Below are 21,960 nucleotides of genomic sequence, written 5' to 3'. Positions count from 1 at the left end.
GGGGAAGGGTAGTGCGCCCGGCGGGCCGGGCCGGCGCTTGTCCCATTCGGCGAGACGGGCTCAAAAGGGATGAACCCCCACAGGGGTCGCGGGCAGTGGTCCGTACCCCTCGGCGATCCGCTGGTGGTACGTCTCGCGGTCGATGACCTCCAGGCCGACGATCTCCCAGGGCGGGAGTTTGGCGGTCTGGCGGTGCTCGCCCCACAGGCGCAGCGCGACGGCCGCCGCGTCGTGCAGGTCGCGGGCCTCCTCCCAGTAGCGGATCTCCGCGTGGTCGTTGGCGTACCGGCTGGTCAGCAGGAAGGGGTGGTCGTGGGCGAGCTGTTCGAGACCGCGCCGCACCTCGGTCAGCGGGGCCTCGCCGCCGGAGACGCTCAGCGTGACGTGCCACAGCCGGGGCAGGTCGGCGGGCTGCTCGCCCTCGTAGGTGTCGCCGGCCGCGACACTGGTGAGGGCCCGTTCCTCGCCCACCGCGCGGGAGGCGGGACCACCGCGGGACGCCGCCACCCCAGGGCGCACTCGTCTCACGACGGCCTCCTTTACCCGATGGTCGTACCGAATCCCGGACTCTCCCTGCCACAAAGTTGAGCAGGTGAGAAGCCGCCGTGTGGCGGTTTTACGGAACGTCCACCGGTGGGGGCGGGGGATTCGGCCGTTTACGGATGTAGCGGACAGGGGTCCCGGCGGTGGCCCCTGGGACGCCGCGTGTTCTACGGGTTCAGCAGGACGAGGTCGTCTCGGTGCACGACCTCGCGCTCGTACGCGGGGCCCAGCTCGCGCGCCAGTTCCCGGGTGGAGCGGCCGATCAGCTGGGGGATCTCCTTGGCGTCGAAGTTCACCAGCCCCCGCGCGACGGCCCGGCCCGCGCCATCGCGCAGTTCGACCGGGTCTCCCGCGGTGAACTCGCCCTCGACGCCCGCGATGCCCGCGGGCAGCAGCGAGGTGCGCCGCTCGACGACCGCGCGTACGGCGCCGTCGTCGAGGGTGAGCGCGCCCTGCGGCGTGGAGGCGTGCTGGAGCCACAGCAGCCGGTCGGCCGACCGCTTGCCGGTGGCGTGGAAGAAGGTGCCGGTGTCCCGGCCCGCGAAGGCGTCGGCCGCGTGGACGGCGCTGGTCAGCACCACGGGGATGCCGGCCGCGGCGGCGATCCTGGCCGCCTCGATCTTGGTGACCATGCCGCCGGTGCCGACGCCCGCCTTGCCCGCGCTGCCGATCTCGACGCCGGCGAGGTCCGCGGGCTCGCGCACCTGCGCGATCCGTGAGGTGCCGGGCCTGCTGGGGTCGCCGTCGTAGACCCCGTCGACGTCGGAGAGCAGGATCAGCAGGTCGGCGCGTACGAGATGGGCGACGAGGGCAGCGAGACGGTCGTTGTCGCCGAAGCGGATCTCGTCGGTGGCCACCGTGTCGTTCTCGTTGACGACCGGGAGGGCGCCCATCGCGAGGAGCTTGTCCAACGTGCGCGAGGCGTTGCGGTGGTGGGAGCGCCGGCTGGTGTCGTCGGAGGTGAGGAGCACCTGCCCGACGCGGATGCCGTAGCGGGCGAAGGAGGCGGTGTAGCGGGCCATCAGGAGGCCCTGGCCGACACTGGCGGCCGCCTGCTGGCGGGCGAGGTCCTTGGGGCGGCGGCGCAGTCCGAGCGGCGCGAGGCCGGCGGCGATGGCTCCGGAGGAGACGAGGACGATCTCCTTCTCGCCGCCGTCACGGGCTTTGGCGAGGACGTCCACGAGGGCGTCGACCCGGTCGGCGTCGAGGCCGCCGGAGGCGGTGGTGAGCGAGGAGGAGCCCACCTTGACGATGATCCTGTGGGCCCGCGTCACCGCGTCCCTGTCGGCGTGCGTCTCGGTCTGCCTTGCCGCTGCCACCTGCGGTGTGTCCCCTCGCGTCGGTCCGGGTGCCCCGCCCCGCAATCTACGCGAAGAGGAAGCCTCCCGGCCCTCCGGTCCAGCAGGCGGACGGCACCGTGTAGTTGCGTGATCACGTGCCGCGTACGGAGAAAAGGTTGTACGGGTTCCTCATGGGAATTAAAGGCACTGCAAAGTTATGTTGAGCAATGTGTCACCTACTGTTCCCCCCGTGAAGCGCATACTCCTGAGATCGGGCAAGAGCCCCTATGACGTCGTCCCCGTGGAAGAGGCTCTCCACCAGGACGTCTTCGCCACCAACTCGGGCAATCTCATCTTCAGCGACGCCACGCACAAGATCCTCGAGACTCCGCGTACCGAGGTCGTGTCCAACGGCATCCGAACCGACGTGGCCGCCGCGGGCCGGATCAACGAGGAGTTCGACGCGTTCGTCGTCCCCCTCGCCAACGCGTTCCGGCCCTCGTTCGAGGCGCAGCTCAGACGGCTGACGCGGCTCATCGGCAAGTTGAAGATCCCGGTGATCGTCCCGGGCATCGGCGCGCAGACCGGGCTGAACTACAACCCGGCGCGGCTGAAACCGATCGAACCCGCCGTGCGGGAGTTCGTCTCCGCGGTGCTCGACCGCAGCGCGTCCATCGGCGTGCGCGGCGAGTTCACCGAGAAGTACCTGCGGGACATGGGCTTCAACGACGTCGAGGCCATCGGCTGCCCCTCCCTGTTCATGTACGGCGAGCGGCTCGACGTGCGCAAGCGGGCCGAATCGCTCGGTCCCGAGTCCCGGATCGCGGTCAACGGTTCGCACAGCGCGATGCGTACACAGGGCCTCGACCCGGTCGTCCGCAACGCCCACGCGCGCTATCCGCATCTGCGCTTCATCGGCCAGAACCTCAGCGACGCGCGGCAGCTGCACTGGCGCGACCTGTCGGACCCGAACGGCACGGTGACCGAGATGCCCACGCATCCCGACCACCCGATGTTCCGGGAGGACAAGGTCCGCGTCTACATCGATCCCGTCACCTGGATCGACGACCTGCGCGACTTCGACTTCTCCTTCGGCTCCCGCATCCACGGGAACATCGCGGCGCTGCTCGCCGGCACGCCCGCGACGGTGCTGTGCGGCGACTCCCGCACGCTGGAGCTGTGCCGCTACTTCGGCATCCCGCACCGGCCGATCACCAAGCTGCCCGCGGACCTCGATCCGGCCGAGCTGTACGCGGAGGCCGACTTCGGCCCGCTGATCCGCGGACACCAGGAGCGCTTCGAGCGCTTCACCGGGTTCCTGACCCGCAACGGCCTGGAGAACACCTTCACGCACGGCGACGGGGGCGCGGCCCACGAGGAGCGCCTCCGCTCCCTGGCCTTCCCGCCCGGTGTCCGGCCCTGGAACGACGCCGACATCGCCTCGCTCACCACGCGCTTCGGTTTCCTCCAGAGCCGCATCACCGAACTGTCCACGGAGAACGGCCGTCTGAAGCGGGAGCTGACCCGGGGGCCCAAGATCAAGCTCGCCGCGGGACCGGCGGGAACGTCCGGAGGCTCGGTCTACCGGATGGCCCGGCGCGCCGTGGGCCGGCCCCTGCGCAAAGCGTTGCAGTCGGGACGCCAGTAGAGCGGCGGGTTCCTCCTGACGGGCTCCTCCTGGCGGCGGTCTGCGTGACGGACGCCGGGAGGAGGCCCAGCGGCGCGCTGTCAGCGCCGGGGCCCGAGAACCCTCCGGGCCATCCGGCGCAGGCGCCGGAACCGTGCGGGACGGGGCTTGAAGCCCTCGATGGTGACTGTCTCGCGGGTGGTCGGGACGTAGTAGCTGTCCGGGATGCCCGCCGCGGCGGCGCGGAAGTGCGGGTAGGCGAGGTAGACCTTGCGGCCGCGTGACTCCAGCACTATCTCCGGGGCCTTCTTCGACTTGACGAACTCCACCACGTCCAGGAGGAGATCGCCCCGGCCGAGGGCCACCAGATGCAGCCGCAGCCGCTCGTGGACCTTGAGGCGGCGGGCGATGCCCTCGTGCCAGTAGGCGTCCATCAGCGGCCTGGCCAGTTCGAGTTTGTGGCCGCGCACCTTCTCGCTCTGCTTAAGTAAGCCCGGCCCGAACTGCGGGAGCAGGGTGATCAGGAACGGCCGGACCATCAGGTTGTCGCGGCGGGGCCCGGCCAGCACGAGTTCCGCGATGAGGTTCATCAGGGCGCGGGCCGAGTCGAAGCGCAGGCTGTAGCCGCCGCTCTTGGTCACGTGCTTGCCGTCGTCGCGGCCGACCAGGTGGTAGCAGTCGTAGTCGGCGATCACCGAGACACCGTCGGCGCGGAGGTAGGCCTCCATCGTGAACAGCGCGTCCTCGCCGGTCTTCAGCGACTCGTCGAAGACCATTCCGTGCCGGGTGAGCAGGTCACGGCGGAAGAGCTTCTGCGCGCTGAGCGTGAATTTGATGTTCGAGGAGAAGACGTCGGTACGGGGCAGGTTCTTGCCCCACATCGACTTCGGAGCCGACCTGTTGACCCCGACGACCTTGCCGAGCACCACGTCCGTGCCCTGTTCGTCGGCCACGGTGACCATGCGTTCCAGCGCCTCGGGGCCGAAGTAGTCGTCGGCGTCGAGGAAGAAGACGTAGCGCCCCCGCGCCTTGCCGAGGCCGGCGTTGCGCGGGCCGCTGGGGCCGCCCGAGTTGGCCTGCCGGATCACCATGACGGACATGGCCGAACGCTCGGCGAACTGTTCCAGGTACTCCCCCGTGCCGTCCGTGGACCCGTCGTCGACGGCGATGATCTCGATGCGTTCCGGTCCGAGCGTCTGATCCTCGACGGATTCCAGGCACTTGACCAGGTACGGCATCGCTTCGTACGCCCCGATGACGATGGTCACGTCAGGTTGCGTCACGTTTCCCCCTTGTTTCAGGAAATGCCACAAGAACATTTCCCTCTTATCACCTCAATCGCACTCTGGAAGACGACTGGAAGTACGGGGTGGTTGCCCGGAAGGACTCATTTTGTGACCCAGGTCACAGGAAATGGCGGGTGGCCCGGCCGTGAACGCTCGCACAACCCCATAAGAGGAAATCGCGGCGGACGCGAGAAACGGGCATGGCCCCGGGGAGAACTCCCCGGGGCCATGCCCGTGTGCGCGTGCGGACCGGATCAGCCGGTGACCGCGGCTCCGTCCGTCTCGTCGGTCACCCGCTGGGCGGGAACCGTGCTCGCGAGGTCGACGTCCACGAGTTCGGCCGACGTCACGCTCTGCTGGCCGCGGTTGCGCCGCTCGGACTCCCGCGCCAGCTCCCGCACCGCGGCGTTGAACTGGTCGATGGAGGCCGGCTCGTCCGGGCCGAGCAGATAGCGCTTGAGCTCCTGGCGGCCCTCCGCCTGCGCGTCCGCGGCCGGGTCGGCCACCGCCGCGAGCAGCTCGCCCAGTTCGGCGGCCGAGTTCGTCAGGATCACCGCGGAACGCACCGCGGTGTTCTGCCGCTTGAATTCCTCGGCGCCGAGCTCCGCGGAGTCCGTGACGGCGTACGGCTTGCCGCTCGCGATGAAGTCGGAGACGACGCTGGAGATGTCCGAGACCATCGCGTCGGAGACGTTGAAGCAGTCGTACAGGCGCGGCTCGGCGCCCGTGATGACACGGTGCTCGGCGGCGTTGAAGGAACGCCAGTAGGCGTCGTTCCACTCGGCGCGCAGCCGAGCGGCCTCCTCGTGTCGGGCCGCGTCGACCATGCCGTCGCGGGTGGCCTCGGCCTCGTCGCCCTTCTCGCCGCCGGTGCCGGACAGCTCGGCGAGACGGGCCCCGATACGGGTCAGCTCGGCCTTGGCCAGTTCCTGGGCGGCCGCGTCGGCGGTGAAGCGGGCGTCGCCGGCGCGCTCGACGGCGGCCTTCTCGACCAGGGCGGTGATGCGCCGGTGCGCGGCCCCCGCCTCGGCGCTGACGGTGCCCGTGAAGGGATGCGGCTTGTACAGGACACGGACCGGCGGGTCGGCCGCGACCAGCTTCTTCACGATGTTCTCGCCGGCGAGGACGATCGAGGTGTTGCCGGGGTTGCCGTCCCAGCCCTCCCAGGTCGGCGCGTACAGGACCGTCGGGATGCGGCCGTCCGGCACGCCCTGCCAGGTCTGGATCGGGGCCAGCTGCGGGCGGCCGACCTCGACGATGTCGTCGTCACGGACGCCGACGTCGGCTATGGCGTAGCGGTCGCGGCCCGCGCGGCCCGCGGTCCACACCTCGTCGTAGACCTTGCTGAACGGGTTGACGCTGGCGAGCTTGTCGCTGTCGCCGTGGCCGATGAAGACGTGCTGCATGGTGGGCACGCGCAGCATGTGGATGTTCTTGCCGACGTTCGCCGCGTAGAGCGCGACCCGCACCGTCGACAGGTCCATGTTCATCAGGTGCACCCCTCCGGGCACGCAGATGACCGGCACGGTGGTGGGCGCCATGCGCTCCAGGATCGCCCGCTCGCGGAGGATGATCAGCGGCCGGGTGTCCAGCTGCTCCATCGTCTCCAGCCACATGTTGACCTGGTAGGCGGAGTCCTTGGAACCCGAGAAGTAGAGCACCGTCTCCGGACGGTAGTCGCCGAGCCAGCCGTCGACGGCCGCCAGGACCTTGTCCGCGTTCGGCGGGACCCTCCGGCCGCGCACGAACGGGACGAGCGCCGCCACGTAGCCGAAGGCCAGCAGCAGCGACACGCCGACGCCCGCGAAGCCGTAGACGCCGTCGTCGGTCGCCCCGGCGACCAGGAGGCCGGCCACGGCCACCAGGTCGAGGTGGAGCATCTTCTCCGCGGACCGGGACAGCAGCGGGCGCGGCGGCGCGTCCGGGATGCGCACGCGAGAGGCCAGGTCGACGTTGCGGGTGGCGACGGGCATCTTGCGGCGCAGCCGTATCAGCGTGATCAGCGCGCCGTGCGGTGCCTGGAAGCCGTAGAAGGCCAGGAAACACGCGATGGCCGCGTAGAAGACCATGCTGTCGGACAGGTCGAGTCGCGCCAGGAGCAGGACGAGCAGCAGCTGCCGGATCAGGAACCTGATGGACAGACCGGCCCGCACCTTGCTGAGGCGGTTGACCAGATAGCTGCCGCGCCGGTGCAGAAAGTGGTCCGCCAGGTACGTCACGGCGGCCGCGGCCGCGAAGGCGCCGACGCTCGGAACGAGCGCGGCGAGCATCAGGCAGGGGAAGCCCAGCATCATGAGGGCCGCCGCCGCCAGCTCGGCCGCGCTGCCCACCCGGGCAACGCGAATAGCGGTGGAAATCACGGAGAAACCTGCTCTTGAGGGGTGAGTGCCGGTTTTGATACCAAAAGGTCTTTTGATACCGAAGAGGAACCAAAAAGCGAAAAGTGAATTTTACGGACTCAGGCCCTTGTGAATACGCGTCGAACGCGCGGACACAAAGGCCTGAATTCCGAAAGACTATTCGTTTTTGATTATGCCACGCCGTCCTGGCGGTCCAGAACGGCGGCCAGAGCCGCCTCGAAACCGGTGGCGCGGCCCGCGCCGGCCGTCGGGTCCTGCTGGCGGACGTCGATGACGTGACCGGTCAGTTCGGAGAGCAGGACGTCCAGCGAGGTCCGCGCGACGGCCTCGGAGGACAGCAGCGAGCCCGCGGGCTCCTGGCCGAACGCCTTGGTGCGCATGGGGGTCGCGGTCCGCTCAGGGTTGATGCAGTTGACGCGGATGCCGTCTCCGGCCCACTCGTCCGACAGCGCCTGGGTGAGGTTCACCATGGCGGCCTTGGTCGAGGAGTAGAGGCTGTACTCGGCGCGGCCGCGGGTGTAGCTGCTGGAGGTGTAGAGCAGCAGCTGGCCCTTGCTCTCGGCCAGGTACTTGTACGAGGAGCGGGCGATCTGCACCGGGGCCAGGTAATTGACCTTCAGCGCTTCCTCGATGGTCGCGTTGTCCGTCTCGGCCAGCTTGCCGATGCGCAGCACGCCCGCGGTGTTGATGACGTAGTCGATGCGCCCGGTCTCCGCGTACGCCGTGGAGAGCGCGTCGTCGACCTCCTCGGGGTTCTCGACGTGCGTGCCGGTGGTGGAGCGGCCGAGAGCGTACGTCTTCGCGCCGTAGCTCTCGGCGAGCTCGGCTATGTCCTTGCCGATGCCGTACGAGCCGCCGAAGACGACGAGGGTCTTGCCGGTGAGCAGCTCGCGGTAGGCGGCCTCGTCGGCCTGCTCGGGCGCGGTGGTGGAGGCGAGCTGGAAGAGCTTGTCGGCGATGAAGACGTCGACCGGCTGGGTGACCTTCATGTTGTACTCGTCGCCCGCCACGACGTGGATCGGCACGTCCGGCAGGTACTTGAGCACGACCGAGCAGTCGTCCGTGGCCTGGAAGTTGGGGTCACCGGCCGCGACCTTGTAGGCGCGCCGGATGGTGGACAGCTTGAACGCCTGGGGCGTCTGGCCGCGGCGCAGCCGGGAGCGGTCCGGGATCTCGGTGATGAACTCGCCGTCCTCGCCGTGGGTGCGGGTCACGATGATCGTGTCCGCGGACGGGATGGCGACGTCGACGGCCTGGTAGCGCTCCAGGGCCGTGACGCAGTCGTCTATGACGCGCTCGGACAGCAGCGGGCGCACGGCGTCGTGGAACAGGACGTTGGCGTCCTCGCCCTCGGCCAGACCCTCGCCGAGGGCCGCGATGGCGCGCTCGGTCGTCTCGTTCCGCGTCGAGCCGCCCTCGATGACACGGGTCACCTTGGTGAAGCCCGCCTTCGCGACGATCTTCTCGACGTCCGGCACGTAGCCGGGAGCCATGAGCACGATGATGTCGTCGATCGAGTCGGCCTGTTCGAAGGTGGTCAGCGTGTGCTCGATGACCGCCTTGCCGGCGATCTTCAGCAGTTGCTTCGGAATCGACAGACCCACGCGCTGACCGGTCCCGCCGGCCAGGATCACTGCGGTGGTACGGGGCTTGGCAATGTGCTCAGACACAGGTGACCTACCTTGGGGCGACAGGGAACGCGGGAATGGTCCCACCTACGGTTACCGCCATGCAAGGTGAGCGCCCTCCACTGCATATGTGCGCGCCACCGGGCATTCACCTTGCACACAGGCGACTTCGCGGACACCGGGGCGAATTGTCCGGATTTGCTGTGAGTAACTCCACACGTCCCGCGCGGGTTCCTCACGTACTTCTCAGACGCCTCGGCGCCCGGTGACCGAGTACACGCACGAGTTCCCCCGAAGGCGTCCGGTGAACCGGTCGGACCCCCGCGATGCGCGCGGACTCGGCGGCCACCGCGGCCGCGGTCGTCCCACCGAGGTGGTGCCGGTCTTGTGCGGGCCGATGTTCAGCAGCCGGGCGGCGGGCAGCGGCCCGGGCGTCACGGGAGCTGTCGTATCAGGTGTCGAACAGTCGCTCTCCACGGCGAGAGGACCGTAAGGACGGAGGCCGAGCGCGGCCTGCGAACGCCCTGGGACTCCGATGAGTCCCAGGGCATGCCCATGTCACACGAGCCGCACGCCCGGATCCCCCGCGTCGACCCGCAGGCGGGCCAGGGTGCTGGAGGCGGCGTCGGGCTTCAGCACCGTCTCCGCGACGCGCACCTGGGCGTCGATGCCGTCCCGCCGGATGTCGAAGAGGTGGTAGCCGCGGTGGGCGTCGATGAACTTCCAGTGCGGGTTGTCCGGCATCCGCGCGTCCCACTCCTTGTGGAAGGCGGCCTGGTCCTGGTCGCCTCCGCTGGCGATGGACGTACCCACGAACTCGGCGCCCACGACGTCGGAGTCCGGGTCGGCGAAGTCCGTCCTGAGGTCGCTGATCATCGTGAGGTGCCGGTCGCCGGTGAGGACGACGGGGTTGCGGATGTCCGCGAACTCCCCCATGAGAGCGTTGCGTTCGGCCTGGTAGCCGTCCCAGGCGTCGTAGTACCAGAGCTTGCCCTCGCCGACCTGGAGGTCGGTCTCGGCCATCATGATCTGCGAGGCGACGAGGTTCCAGCGGGCGGGCGAGTGGCGCATCCCGTGGAGCAGCCAGTCCTTCTGCGCCGCGCCGAGCATGGTGAGCGCCGGATCCTGCGCGCCTTCCTGGCCGGTCGCCTGGTCGCTGCGGAACTGGCGGGTGTCGAGGACGTTCAGCCGGGCGAGGCGTCCGAAGTCCAGGCGCCGGTACATCCGGATGTGCGGCCCGTCCGGGATCGCGGTGGCCCGGACCGGCATGTGCTCGTAGTACGCCTGGTAGGCGGCGGTCAGCCGGGCCACGAACGCGTCGTGCGTCTGCTTGTCCGGGTCCTGCGGGATCTCCCCGGCGAAGTCGTTGTCGACCTCGTGGTCGTCGAAGGTGACCACCCAGGGGGCGTTCGCGTGCATGGCGGCGAGATGCGGGTCGCTGCGGTACTGGGCGTACCGGTTGCGGTACTGGACGAGGGTGTACGGCTCCCCGGTGCCCTCGTGGCGGCGCACGGCCGTCGCCGAGGGTGAGGACTCGTAGATGTAGTCGCCGACGAACAGGACGACGTCGGGGTCCTGGTCGAGCATGTCGGCGTACGGGGTGAAGTAGCCGTTCTGCCAGTTCTGGCAGGAGGCGAGGGCGACGCGCAGCGAGCCGCCCGCCCGGGAGGGGTGCGGCGCGGTTCGGGTGCGCCCGGTCGGGGAGACCTGGCCGTCCGCGCGGAAGCGGTACCAGTACGCGCGGTCCGGGCGCAGCCCGCGGACGTCGACGTGGACGCTGTGGCCGTACTCGGGACGCGCCTGCGCGGTGCCGCGGCGCACCTGCTTGCGGAAGCGGGCGTCCTCGGCGACCTCCCAGTCGACCGGCACCGTGCGGTCGGGCATGCCGCCGCCGTTCAGCGGGTCGGGGGCGAGCCGGGTCCACAGCACGACGGCGTCCGGCAGCGGGTCACCGGAGGCGATGCCGAGGCTGAACACGCCGTCGGGCAGCGGGGTTTCGGCCGCGCGGGCGGAGCCGGGCAGCCAGAGCTGGGCCGAGGCGGCGGCGCCGAGCACGGCGGCCGAGGCGGTGAGAAAGTGGCGACGATCGCGTGAGACTGCTCCGGACATGGGCGAACTCCCTTGCGTCGGTTGCCTCTTGGACACCGGGAAGCCCACACGGCACAGCGGCCCACCTCCTGAACAGAGCGCATCGTAAGCATGACGAACACACGAGCAACGAACGACCCGCCGCGACAGGGGATTTCGAGGTCCCTCCGACGGCTTCCGGGGGAACCGACCACTGTCCCGGCGGGCTGACACTCGTTCAGGGGGCGGGGGTCCGCCCCGGCCGGGCGCGCGTCGCCACCGTGCCCGGCGTGTCCGCGCCGAAGGCGGAGCGGGCGGGTCAGTCGTCGAGGGACCGTCCGAAGCCCGAGCCCGTGGCGGGAAGGCCGAGGGTGGACCCGCCGAAGGAGGCCGAACCACTCGCCGTGATGCCGCCGGAGCCTGCGGAGAAGGTCCAGACGGCGCCGTTGCCCGCGTTCTCGTCCGGGTCGCCGACGATCAGACCGTCCTTCTTGTCGCCGTTGCCGTCGACCAGCGCCGTCTCGGCACCGAAGCGGTCCAGCCGCTCGGCCGTACCGGGCACGCCGGAGGTGCTCTGGGTGAACGACCTGGCACCGGTGCCGGTCAGGCCCGAGGCACTGCCCCTGAGGACGAGCACACCGCCCGCGTCGACGGTGGTGCCGACGTCCTCGCCGGGCAGTCCGGTCGCCACGTCGAGGTAGCCGTCGCCGTCGGTGTCGCCGACGGACAGGCCCGTGCCCATGCCGTCGCCCTTCTCGTCGGTGCCGGGCACGCCCGCGGTGTCCTGGCTGATCCACACCGGCTTGCGGGTCGCCGAGACGCCTCCGGGGCCGCCGTAGACGACGCCCACCACACCGCCCCCGGCGGGCGATCCGGCGCCGCCCGCGACCGCGCGGCCGACGACCACGTCGCCGTATCCGTCCTTGTCCAGGTCTCCGATCGCGACGTCCTCGCCTCCGACGGCGCGCCCCTGGGCGTCGCTCAGCCGGCCCTTGCCGGTGAAGCCGTCCCTGCCGCCGGCGAGCAGCGCCGTGGTGCGCGAGCCCGGGTCCCCGGTGGTCACCGCGAGGTCGGCCACCCCGTCCCCGGTCACGTCACCGGCCGCCATCACCGGGTGGAACAGGCTCTTGTGCGGATCGACGGTGAAGTAGTCCTTCCCCGCGTTGCCACCGCCGCGGGTGAACGGGCCGTGCCGCACCGTCCCGTCCTCCTCGGGCGGGGTGTCCGGGTCCTCGGAGAGCCATTGGTCGGCGCCCGCGGTCACCAGGTCCGGGTGCTTGTCGCCGTCCACGTCACCGACGGTGAACTGTCCCTGCCACTCGGCCCCCGGACTCCAGGCGAGGGTCGTGGCGGTCGCGGAGAGCCCCTTGGGCCCGCCCCAGTTCACGACGACGGCGTAGCCGTCGTCGATGTCCATCACCGAGACGTCGACGGACGAGAGCAGATCCGCGTATCCGTCGCCGTCGAGGTCGGCGCTCTGCAACCCGGAGCCGTAGACGTGCTCGGGAGTGTCGCCGGGGACGCGTCCGGGCCAGGTCAGCACCTGCTTGCGCGCGGTGGACAGTCCGCCGGAGCCGCCGTACAGCACGCTGACGGACCCGGCGTTCTTCAGACCGCTCACCGTGGTGCCCGGCGCGCCGATCGCGAGATCCGGATAGCCGTCGCCGTTGAAGTCGTCGTGCAGCCGCTTGGCGCTCGGCGTGGTGGCGGTCGCCGGCGTGGGCACGGCGTTGACGGCGGGAACGGCCAGCGCGCCCGCGGCCAGGGCGACACCGGCACCGACGACGAAGGGTCTGCGGCGGGCGAAGAAGGAACGGCGGTGCGGCATGGGGGTCCTGACCTGAAGGGAACGACGGCTCCTGGGCAGCCGCTCCGACGGAAGGAGGGGGCGTGGCCGGCCGGCGGAACGGACCTGCCGACGGGCGCGGCCCGCCGGGTGGTCGCGAGGGCGACCGCCCGGCGCGTCCTCACTCGTCCGGGCTCGGTGACGTCCGATCCGGGTGTCCGGGATACACAACGGGCGTGGAGAGGGAGATCCTCTCCACGCCCGCTACGACTCACGGCCCGGCCGTTTGGTTGCCCTGTGCCCGCCCGGGCTCCGCCTCGCGTTCCACCGGGACCGCCCGGCGGCGGAGGCGGACGCGCGGCCCGCCGAACGAGGCCGCCGGGCGGACCGGGATGGTCAGGCAGGCCCTAGAACGGCTCGAAGTCGTCGTACTCCTTCTGCGACTCGTCCCGCTCGGCCTGCTTGTCGCGGCGGCGCTGGGCGGCGGGGCGAGGCTCGTCGAGGCGGTGGTCCTCACCACGGCGGCCCAGCATCTCCGCACCGGCCATGACGGTCGGCTCCCAGTCGAAGACGACCGCGTTCTCCTCGGGGCCGATGGCGACGCCGTCGCCCGAGCGGGCGCCCGCCTTCATCAGCTGCGTCTCGACACCGAGACGGTTGAGGCGGTCGGCGAGGTAGCCGACGGCTTCGTCGTTGTTGAAGTCGGTCTGGCGCACCCAGCGTTCGGGCTTCTCGCCGCGCACGCGGAAGAGGCCGTCCTCCTCCTGCACCACGGTGAAGCCGGCGTCGTCGACCGCCTTCGGACGGATGACGATCCGGGTCGCCTCCTCCTTGGGCTTCGCGGCGCGTGCGGCGGCGACCATCTCGGCGAGCGCGAAGGACAGCTCCTTGAGGCCCATGTGGGCGACCGCGGACACCTCGAAGACGCGGTAGCCGCGGCTTTCCAGGTCGGGGCGGACCATCTCCGCGAGGTCCTTGCCGTCCGGCACGTCGATCTTGTTGAGGACGACCATGCGCGGACGGTTGTCCAGGCCGCCGTACTGCTTCAGCTCCTCCTCGATGATGTCGAGGTCGGAGATCGGGTCACGCTCGGATTCGAGGGTGGCCGTGTCCAGGATGTGGACGAGCACGCTACAGCGCTCGACGTGGCGCAGGAACTCCAGGCCGAGGCCCTTGCCCTGGCTGGCCCCGGGGATGAGGCCGGGGACGTCGGCGATGGTGTAGACGGTCTCGCCGGCGGTCACGACGCCCAGGTTCGGGACGAGGGTCGTGAACGGGTAGTCCGCGATCTTCGGCTTGGCGGCGGACAGGACGGAGATGAGCGAGGACTTGCCGGCGCTCGGGTAGCCGACGAGGGCCACGTCGGCGACGGTCTTCAGCTCCAGGACGATGTCCTGGAGGCCCCCGGGCACGCCGAGCAGCGCGAAGCCGGGCGCCTTGCGGCGGGCCGAGGACAGCGCCGCGTTGCCGAGGCCGCCGCGGCCGCCCTCGGCGGCGACGTACGTCGTGCCCTGTCCGACGAGGTCCGCGAGGACGTTGCCCGCCTTGTCGAGCACGACCGTGCCGTCGGGCACGGGCAGGACGAGGTCCTGGCCGTCCTTGCCGGAACGGTTGCCGCCCTCGCCGGGCTTGCCGCTGGTCGCCTTGCGGTGGGGCGAGTGGTGATAGTCGAGCAGCGTGGTGACGGACTGGTCGACGACCAGGATCACGTCACCGCCACGGCCGCCGTTGCCGCCGTCCGGGCCGCCGAGCGGCTTGAACTTCTCCCGGTGTACGGAGGCACAGCCGTGACCTCCGCTACCCGCGGCGACATGCAGCTCGACGCGGTCCACGAAGGTGGTCATGTGGGGTGCCTCCAGCACTTCGGTTACATCAGTACGTACGGAATGTCTCTTACGTAACACGCGAAAGGCGGACCCTCTTCCCGTGGGGGAAGTGAGGTCCGCCTCGCGAGGAACTCTGTTCTACGGAGCCTGGGCCCCGAGGCACCCGACCCGGTCCGCGTGGAACCGGGGCAGCCTCGACGGGACTCGATCAGGCGACCGGAACGATGTTCACGACCTTGCGGCCACGGTGCGTGCCGAACTCGACCGCACCGGCGGCCAGCGCGAACAGCGTGTCGTCCTTGCCACGGCCGACACTGACGCCGGGGTGGAAGTGGGTGCCACGCTGGCGGACCAGGATCTCACCGGCGTTGACGGTCTGACCGCCGAAGCGCTTCACACCGAGCCGCTGAGCGTTGGAGTCGCGACCGTTCCGAGTGGACGATGCGCCCTTCTTGTGTGCCATGTCTCAGTCCCTACCCTTACTTCGCAGCCGCGGGGATCTCAGTGACCTTGATCGCCGTGTACTGCTGGCGGTGGCCCTGACGACGGCGGTAGCCGGTCTTGTTCTTGTAGCGAAGGATGTCGATCTTGACGCCCTTGTGGTGGTCCACGATCTCGGCCTGGACCTTGATGCCCGCGAGGACCCAGGGGTCGCTCGTCACGGCTTCGCCGTCGACAACGAGCAGGGTCGAGAGCTCGACCGTGTCGCCAACCTTGGCGGTGGGAATCTTGTCAACCTCAACGATGTCGCCGACAGCAACCTTGTGCTGGCGACCACCGCTGCGCACGATGGCGTACACGCGGATCTCTCTTTCGCTCGGAACGGGACCCCGCAGTCCAGCCGCCGACTCGCGCGAGCGGCCTCTCCCGGAACACGGAGCACGAGGCTCTCGAAACCAGGAGGAAGAGGTTTACGGGGATGCGGCGTGTCAGGAGACACGCCGACGGTCAAGGTTACGGGGCCACGGCCGAAAGGGTCAAACCAGCCCGGGCCCCGCGGGTGTGCCACCGGTCACGCGGTGTCCCCGGCCCGCTGGACGCGCGGGCCGGGGACACCGTGCGGAGCCTCAGCTCTCGTCGGTGGACGCCGTGACGGTGGAGAGCGTCTGCTCGGCCGCCGCGGTCTTCTTCGCCGTGGACTTGACGGCCGCCTTCTTCGCGGTCGTCTTCTTGGCCGTGGCCTTCTTGGCGACCGTCTTCTTGGCCGCCACGGCCTTCTTGGTGGCGGCCTTCTTCGCCGTCACCTTCTTGGCCGTCTTGCGGGCGGCCGTCGTCTTGGCGGCCGGGGACTCGCCGTCGGCCTCGGCGGCCTCCGGCTCGGCGGCCTCGGGCTCGGCGACCGGCTCCGCGGCGGCCGACGGGACGACCACGACGGCCGCCTCCGCGGACGCGGTGGGCGCGGTGGCCTTGCGCACGGCACGGCGGCGCGGACGGGCCGGCGCGGCGCTCCCGGCGGGAGCCTCGGCCACCGGCTCGGGCGCCGTCTCCGTCTCGTCGGCGGCCGGCGCGGGGGCCTCGGCGACGGGCGCCGCAACCGGCTCCGTGACCGTCACGACGGCCTCCCCGGCCGACCTGGGCGAACCGGCCGGAGCCGACACCTTGCGGGTCGCACGGCGGCGCGTACGGCCCTGAGGAGCGGCCTCGGCCTCCGCCACCGCGGCCACCGGGGCCTCGACGGTCTCGGCGGGAGCCTCGACGACCGGCTGCTCGGCCGCCGGCCGCTCAGCGGCCGGCGCCTCCACGACCGGGTCCTCGGCCGCGAACGGCTCGGCCTCGACGGCCTCACGGGACCGGGAGGCGGCCCGCTCGGCGCGCTCCTCGCGCCTGGTCCGGGGAGCACGCTCCTCGGTCTTCGGCGCACCGGCGGGAGCGGACGCGCGCCGGGAGGCCCGACGTCGCGAACGGCCACGGGTGGCTGCGGCCTCCGCCTCGGCGGCGCTGCCGTAGAACTCCTCGTCCGGCTGGAACTCGGTCTCGACCAGAGCGACGGGCGCGGCGACCTCGGCGGCCACCTCCGCCTCGGTCTCGGCCTCCGGCTCCTCGGCCACCTCGTGCTCGTGGTCGTGGTCGTGGACCTGCTCGGCACCGCCGCGGCCGCGCTTCTTGCGCTTGCCGCCGCCGCCGACGGACGTCGGCTGCTCCATGTGCACGATGACACCGCGGCCGTTGCAGTGGACACAGGTCTCGGAGAAGGACTCCAGCAGACCCTGGCCCACCCGCTTGCGGGTCATCTGCACGAGGCCCAGCGAGGTGACCTCGGCCACCTGGTGCTTCGTACGGTCGCGGCCCAGGCATTCGAGCAGACGCCGCAGCACCAGGTCCCGGTTGGACTCCAGGACCATGTCGATGAAGTCGATGACGACGATGCCGCCGAGGTCGCGCAGCCGCAGCTGGCGCACGATCTCCTCGGCCGCCTCCAGGTTGTTCCTGGTGACGGTCTCCTCGAGGTTGCCGCCCTGGCCGGTGAACTTTCCGGTGTTGACGTCGACCACGATCATGGCCTCGGTCTTGTCGATCACCAGCGAGCCGCCGCTGGGCAGCCAGACCTTGCGGTCCAGCGCCTTCATGAGCTGCTCGTCGATCCGGTACGTGGCGAAGACGTCGACCTCGGAGGTCCACTTCGACAGCCGGTCGGTCAGGTCGGGCGCCACGTGGGAGACGTAGCCGTGGACGGTCTCCCACGCCTCGTCACCGCTGACGATGACCTTGGAGAAGTCCTCGTTGAAGATGTCGCGGACGACACGGACGGTCATGTCCGGCTCGCCGTAGAGCAGGGTCGGGGCGTTGCCGCTCTTCGCCTTCTTCTCGATGTCCTCCCACTGCGCCTGCAGACGCTCGACGTCACGGCGCAGCTCGTCCTCGCTCGCGCCCTCGGCGGCGGTGCGCACGATGACGCCCGCGTCCTCGGGGACGATCTTCTTGAGGATGGTCTTCAGACGGGCGCGCTCGGTGTCGGGCAGCTTGCGGCTGATGCCGGTCATCGAGCCCTCGGGCACGTACACGAGGTAGCGGCCCGGCAGGGAGACCTGGCTGGTCAGACGCGCGCCCTTGTGACCGATCGGGTCCTTGGTGACCTGCACGAGGACCGACTGGCCGGACTTGAGGGCGGACTCGATCCGGCGCGGCCCGTGAGCCATGCCGAGCGCCTCGAAGTTGACCTCACCGGCGTAGAGGACCGCGTTGCGGCCCTTGCCGATGTCGATGAACGCGGCCTCCATCGACGGCAGCACGTTCTGGACCTTGCCCAGGTAGACGTTGCCGACGTACGAGGTCGCCTGCTCCTTGTTGACGTAGTGCTCGACGAGCACGTCGTCCTCGAGGACACCGATCTGGGTGCGCTCGCCGCTCTGGCGGACGACCATCACCCGCTCGACGGCCTCGCGGCGGGCCAGGAACTCGGCCTCCGTGATGATCGGGACACGGCGGCGGCCCTGCTCGCGGCCCTCGCGGCGGCGCTGCTTCTTCGCCTCCAGACGGGTCGAGCCCTTGATGGACTGCACCTCGTCCGAGGGCTGCTCCTCGCGCCTGCCGCGCGGTTCGCGGACCTTGACGACGGTGCGCTCGGGGTCGTTCTCGCCGGGCTGCTCGGCCTCTCCGCCGGAGTCACCGGCGCGACGGCGGCGGCGACGACGGCGACGGCTGCTGCTGGAGCCGCCCGACTCCTCGCGCTCCTCCGCGTCCTCGGCGTCCTCCTCGGCCTGCTCCGCGGCGTCCTCGGCGTCCTGCGCGGCCTGCTCGGCGGCGTACTCGTCCTCGCCGTCCGCGTCCGACTCGGCGGACTCGCCGCGGCGGCGACGGCGGCCACCGCGACGGCGACGGCGACGGGAGCCCGCGGACTCCTCCTCGCCCTCGTCACCCTCGACGGCGTCCTCCGCGTCCTCGGCGGCTTCCGTGTCCTCGGCGGCTTCCGCGTCCTCGACGGGCTCCGTGTCCTCGACGGACTCCTGCGGCTCCTCGGTCACGGCCTGCGGCTCGTCCTCGAAGCCCCGGCGACGCCGGCGCCTGCGGCCGGCGGCCGGCTCCTGGACGGTCTCGACCGGCTCGGGGGCCTCGACGGGCGCGACGGGCGCGACGGCTTCCTCGGCGGCCTCGGCGGCAGCCGCGGCGGCGGCCCGCTCGGGCGTCTGGAACATCGGCTCGGTGAACACCGGCGCCTGGAACACGGCGACGGCCGGACGGCCCGGGCGCCGCGAGGAGTCGTCGGTCTCCTTCGGCGCGGGCGCGGAGAATCCGACGGCGGCCTTACGGGTGGCACGGCGGCGGCCACGGCGCGGGCCGCCGTCCTCGGGCTGCGCCGCCTCGGCCGGTGCGGCCTCGGGCTGCGCCTCGACGGCCTGCGGCTGCGCGGACTCCTCGGACGTGCTCTCGCTGCTCACGGGCGCCTCCACGCGCTCGTCGGCGGTGTCGCCCTCGGGCGCACCGGCGGGTGCGGAGACCCTACGGGTGGCGCGGCGGCGGGTCGTACGGCGCGGCGCGGCCTCCTCGGCGACGGTCTCGGCGGCGGGCGCCTCGGGCTCGGCGTCCGCGGCGGCGGGGGCGGCCACCGGCTCGGCGGCGGTCGTCACGGCCTCGGCGGCCCCGTCCGCGGCGGGCGCACCGGCGGGCGCGGAGGCCCGGCGGGTGGCGCGGCGGCGGGTACGGCCGGCGGGCGCGGTCTCCTCGACCGCGGCCGGGGCCTCCTCGGCGGGCCCGCCCTCGGGCTCGGCGACGGCGGCGGGCTCGACGGTCTCGGCGGCCTCGTCCGGCGCGGGCGCGCCGGCGGGAGCGGAGACACGACGGGTGGCGCGGCGGCGCGTACGGCGCGGCGCGGCCTCGTCGGAAGCTGTGGTGGCGGCCTCGGCCGGAGCCTCCTGGGCCGTCTCGGCGGCCTCTTCGGTCTCGTCCGTCTCCTCGGCCTCGGCGTCGGCGGAGGTCACGGCCCCTGTGGGGGCTTCCTCCGCCGCAAGGTCGGCGGACGCCACGGTCGGTATGGCCGGCGCGGTGGTCTCGGCCGCGGCCTCGTTGGCGGCGGTCGGCGGACCGGCGGGTCGCGACGCCGCACGGCGGCGGCGCCGCGGCGGCAGGGTGTCGCTGGGGGTGTTGTTGTTGTCGGAACCCTCGGTGGGTTCGGTCGGCTCGAGCATGCGGGTGGATCTCCCGTCAGGCTCCCGGGCGCCGCGCCTGGTCCGGCGATGCCGGTGACGTCCGCGGCTCGCGCGATGCGCGGTGCCGCCGTCCGGGGCGCGGGCGCCGCACGGGAGCTCTCTTTGTCCTGTCTCGCCGGTTCCGCACGCCATGTGTGCGTACGGCCTGGCGAAAGTCTTAAGGTCGGTGCGCTGCCCGACCCAGGTGGCTCCCGGATACGAGGGCTGCGCTACGACATCTGTCCTTACGCGGGACCTTCCTTACGCCGACGCCTTCGCGGCGGCAGTTTCGGCGGCCCCCGCGTGATCGGCTGGGGCGGCTGCGACTGCCTCGCGGTCGGGCGCGAGCGGGTCGGTCACCGTGCCGGTCTCTTCATCGAACAGCCCCTGCGCCAGCCTGGTCACCGCAGCGGCGACCGGCGGCGCCAGGTCGGCCACGGCGCTAAGACCGGACAGGACGTCGTCGGGTCGAACGGCAGGCGTCACGTGCCGAACAACCAGCCGCAGTATCGCACAGGCCTGGTCGGTCGGCCTATCAGCCTGTGGACTGTCCGTCTCGGAGATCGTTTCGAGGCTTGCCACGGCACCGCGGGCGTCGAACGTCCGCATGCCGTTCTTGGCCTTGCGGCTGACCTCGACCGTCTCGGCCGTGTTGAAGGCCTCCACCGCGCGCTCCGCGTCCGCCGGGTCCACGCCGTCGAGGCGCATCTCCCACACGGAAGCGGTGAGCCGGTCGGCGAGACCCGAGACGCGGGCCTCGACCGCCTCGATGATGTCGAGCCCCTGGGGCATCGACTCGTCGAGGAGCTCGCGCAGCTTCTCGGGGTCGCGCTTCGCGGTGAGCGCGATCTCCAGGTACTCCGCCTCGCTGCCGGTGCCGGTGGGTGCGGCATTGGCGTACGACACCTTCGGATGGGGCGTGAACCCCGCCGAGTACGCCATGGGTACGGCGGCACGGCGCAGGGCACGCTCGAAGGCGCGCTGGAAGTCACGGTGGCTGGTGAACCGGAGGCGGCCGCGCTTGGTGTAGCGCAGTCGGATGCGCTGCACCGCGGGTGCGGGCGGCGGGCCTTCGGGCTGTCGCTTGCCCAGTGTCGCTCAGTCCTTCATGAGTGCGGTCGTACTGCTACCTAGAGTACGTGTGTCGGCGGCCGCAGGTTCCCGCCGGGCGACCGGCTGTGGTTCCGGGGGTGTTCCGAAGAGCATCCGCCGGAAGTCGGCGCGGGCCTGCCGGGCACTGTCCCGGGCGGCTTCCAGAGCCTGCCGCGCCGTTCGCCGGATCGCGCGCGCCGCCTCGGCCGCGGGCTTCAGCACCAGGTCGCGCACGGCGTGGCCGACCGGTGTGAGCACGGTCCGGTAGGCCCAGCGCGCCGGTTCGACGAAAGTCCACCGGAAAAGACGCGCGAGGAACCGTCCGACGGCGAGCGAGACGTACCCGGCGACCCGCCAGGCGTGCCCGAGGGCCTCGCCGATCTCCCTGGCCACGACGGCGAGGGCCCGCCCGACGGGCGCGAGGACCCAGCGCCACAGGGCGAGAGCGGGAAGCACCAGCAGGACGCGGGCGGTCCAATAGAGCGCGGTACCGATGCCCGTGAAGATCATCCGTACGAGCCGCACGAACCGGTCGGCGAGGAAGGCGACCGCCCTGCCGACGGGGGTGAGGACCCAGGTGTACAGCCACAGGGCGGGGACCACGAGCAGGTACCGCACCAGCCGGGCGAGGACGGTGTACACGCCGAGCGCGACGGCCGCGAGGACCATGCCGACGCCCTTGAGCAGCCAGGCGACCGCGCGCCCGAGGGGCGTGAGCAGCCGCGCGTACACCCAGCCGCACGCGGCCTCGACACCACCGAGGACCCAGTCGAGTGCGGTCAGGACGCCGCCGACGAACCACATGAACGCGGCCAGTGCCCCCGTGAACACCAGAGCGAGCAGGGCACCGACCCCCCGGGCCGCCCAGGCGAGGGCATGCCCGACCGGGGTCAGGACCGTGCGGTACAGCCAGACCGCGGGCACGACGAGCAGCACCTGCCCGAGCCGGGCCAGTACACGGCCGAGCGGGAGGGCGACGTAGCGCCACAGGGCCACCCAGGGCCACACGAACAGCGCCCGTCCCACCCAGCCGAGAGCCTGCCCGAGCGCTCGTCCCAGCGGTCGGAGCAGCGTGTCCCGGAGGAACCGTCCTCCGACGACGAGCGCGTCCCACACCATCCGTACCGGTACGACGAGGACGAGCACCACGATCCGCACCGGAAGGCGGATCGCGACAGCGAGACATCCTTCGGCCTGCGTACCGGGCGTACCGGGCGGGGCGGCGGACGGCTTTTCCAGATCCATACCTGCGTAGACGCACCGGCCGCCACAATGGATGCGACATATCGGCACCCGGCATCCCGGCGCCGCCTGGACCGAGCCGACGCCGCGGTTCGCCCAC

The 21,960-nt window shown here is 71.4% G+C and carries 14 protein-coding genes; 1 reads left to right on the top strand and 13 read right to left on the bottom strand.

Features of this window, described 5'->3' with window-relative positions; translation table 11 throughout:
• Nucleotides 1-60: 60 nt before the first annotated feature.
• Both ACF07B_RS02170 and proB read right to left on the bottom strand, forming a co-directional pair.
• Nucleotides 61-528 carry a hypothetical protein gene (locus ACF07B_RS02170; RefSeq protein ID WP_384236581.1) on the bottom strand — a complete coding sequence of 156 codons (468 nt, stop codon included), beginning with the start codon at nt 526-528 and terminating at the stop codon, nt 61-63.
• A 182-nt stretch (nt 529-710) separates the two neighbouring features.
• Entirely contained in the window at nt 711-1,817 is a 1,107-nt protein-coding gene (gene proB, locus ACF07B_RS02165; protein WP_392177944.1) for a glutamate 5-kinase, read from the bottom strand.
• Nucleotides 1,818-2,073: 256 nt separating this feature from the next.
• Between proB and ACF07B_RS02160 the strand changes: the two genes are divergently transcribed.
• The gene (locus tag ACF07B_RS02160; protein ID WP_392177441.1) at nt 2,074-3,471 is read left to right on the top strand and encodes a polysaccharide pyruvyl transferase family protein; all 1,398 of its coding nucleotides are present in this window, start codon (nt 2,074-2,076) and stop codon (nt 3,469-3,471) included.
• Nucleotides 3,472-3,551: 80 nt separating this feature from the next.
• Here ACF07B_RS02160 and ACF07B_RS02155 read toward each other — a convergent pair whose 3' ends face one another.
• From ACF07B_RS02155 to ACF07B_RS02105, 11 genes are all read right to left on the bottom strand, one after another.
• Nucleotides 3,552-4,769 (bottom strand): glycosyltransferase family 2 protein, encoded by a 1,218-nt coding sequence (locus ACF07B_RS02155; protein ID WP_392177440.1) that lies wholly within the window; start codon nt 4,767-4,769, stop codon nt 3,552-3,554.
• Between the two features lie 221 nt (nt 4,770-4,990).
• Nucleotides 4,991-7,096, bottom strand: a complete 2,106-nt coding sequence (locus ACF07B_RS02150) for a hypothetical protein (protein ID WP_392177439.1) — start codon at nt 7,094-7,096, stop codon at nt 4,991-4,993.
• Nucleotides 7,097-7,266: 170 nt separating this feature from the next.
• Nucleotides 7,267-8,766, bottom strand: coding sequence for a D-ribitol-5-phosphate cytidylyltransferase (locus ACF07B_RS02145; protein WP_369485419.1), 1,500 nt, complete (start codon nt 8,764-8,766; stop codon nt 7,267-7,269).
• 516 nt (nt 8,767-9,282) lie between these two features.
• Nucleotides 9,283-10,833, bottom strand: coding sequence for an alkaline phosphatase D family protein (locus ACF07B_RS02140; RefSeq protein ID WP_392177438.1), 1,551 nt, complete (start codon nt 10,831-10,833; stop codon nt 9,283-9,285).
• Between the two features lie 277 nt (nt 10,834-11,110).
• Nucleotides 11,111-12,619, bottom strand: a complete 1,509-nt coding sequence (locus ACF07B_RS02135; RefSeq protein ID WP_392177437.1) for an FG-GAP-like repeat-containing protein — start codon at nt 12,617-12,619, stop codon at nt 11,111-11,113.
• Nucleotides 12,620-12,984: 365 nt separating this feature from the next.
• The gene (gene obgE / locus ACF07B_RS02130; RefSeq protein WP_369485416.1) at nt 12,985-14,421 is read right to left on the bottom strand and encodes a GTPase ObgE; all 1,437 of its coding nucleotides are present in this window, start codon (nt 14,419-14,421) and stop codon (nt 12,985-12,987) included.
• 190 nt (nt 14,422-14,611) lie between these two features.
• Nucleotides 14,612-14,866, bottom strand: coding sequence for a 50S ribosomal protein L27 (gene rpmA, locus ACF07B_RS02125; protein ID WP_037618784.1), 255 nt, complete (start codon nt 14,864-14,866; stop codon nt 14,612-14,614).
• Between the two features lie 16 nt (nt 14,867-14,882).
• Nucleotides 14,883-15,203: a 50S ribosomal protein L21 gene (gene rplU, locus ACF07B_RS02120; RefSeq protein WP_164320786.1), complete on the bottom strand. Its 321-nt coding sequence runs from the start codon at nt 15,201-15,203 to the stop codon at nt 14,883-14,885.
• 267 nt (nt 15,204-15,470) lie between these two features.
• Complete coding sequence (locus tag ACF07B_RS02115) at nt 15,471-19,526, bottom strand: ribonuclease E/G (RefSeq protein ID WP_392177436.1); 4,056 nt, start codon at nt 19,524-19,526, stop codon at nt 15,471-15,473.
• Nucleotides 19,527-19,787: 261 nt separating this feature from the next.
• Nucleotides 19,788-20,576 (bottom strand): TIGR03936 family radical SAM-associated protein, encoded by a 789-nt coding sequence (locus tag ACF07B_RS02110; RefSeq protein ID WP_362390379.1) that lies wholly within the window; start codon nt 20,574-20,576, stop codon nt 19,788-19,790.
• A 48-nt stretch (nt 20,577-20,624) separates the two neighbouring features.
• A complete protein-coding gene (locus ACF07B_RS02105; protein WP_392177435.1) occupies nt 20,625-21,863 on the bottom strand; it encodes a hypothetical protein in 1,239 nt (412 codons plus the stop codon).
• Nucleotides 21,864-21,960 lie beyond the last annotated feature (97 nt).

The organism is Streptomyces sp. NPDC015532 (genome assembly GCF_043078065.1).
Lineage (GTDB): Bacteria > Actinomycetota > Actinomycetes > Streptomycetales > Streptomycetaceae > Streptomyces.
This window is presented reverse-complemented; position numbering and strand designations above follow the sequence as displayed.

What these genes read in the sequence shown, in the direction of transcription:
- ACF07B_RS02155 (WP_392177440.1), bottom strand. Translation starts at nt 4,769, where the DNA reads ATGTTCTTGTGGCATTTCCTGAAACAAGGGGGAAACGTGACGCAACCT.
- ACF07B_RS02140 (WP_392177438.1), bottom strand. Translation starts at nt 10,833, where the DNA reads ATGTCCGGAGCAGTCTCACGCGATCGTCGCCACTTTCTCACCGCCTCG.
- ACF07B_RS02135 (WP_392177437.1), bottom strand. Translation starts at nt 12,619, where the DNA reads ATGCCGCACCGCCGTTCCTTCTTCGCCCGCCGCAGACCCTTCGTCGTC.
- obgE (WP_369485416.1), bottom strand. Translation starts at nt 14,421, where the DNA reads ATGACCACCTTCGTGGACCGCGTCGAGCTGCATGTCGCCGCGGGTAGC.
- rpmA (WP_037618784.1), bottom strand. Translation starts at nt 14,866, where the DNA reads ATGGCACACAAGAAGGGCGCATCGTCCACTCGGAACGGTCGCGACTCC.
- ACF07B_RS02115 (WP_392177436.1), bottom strand. Translation starts at nt 19,526, where the DNA reads ATGCTCGAGCCGACCGAACCCACCGAGGGTTCCGACAACAACAACACC.
- ACF07B_RS02105 (WP_392177435.1), bottom strand. Translation starts at nt 21,863, where the DNA reads ATGGATCTGGAAAAGCCGTCCGCCGCCCCGCCCGGTACGCCCGGTACG.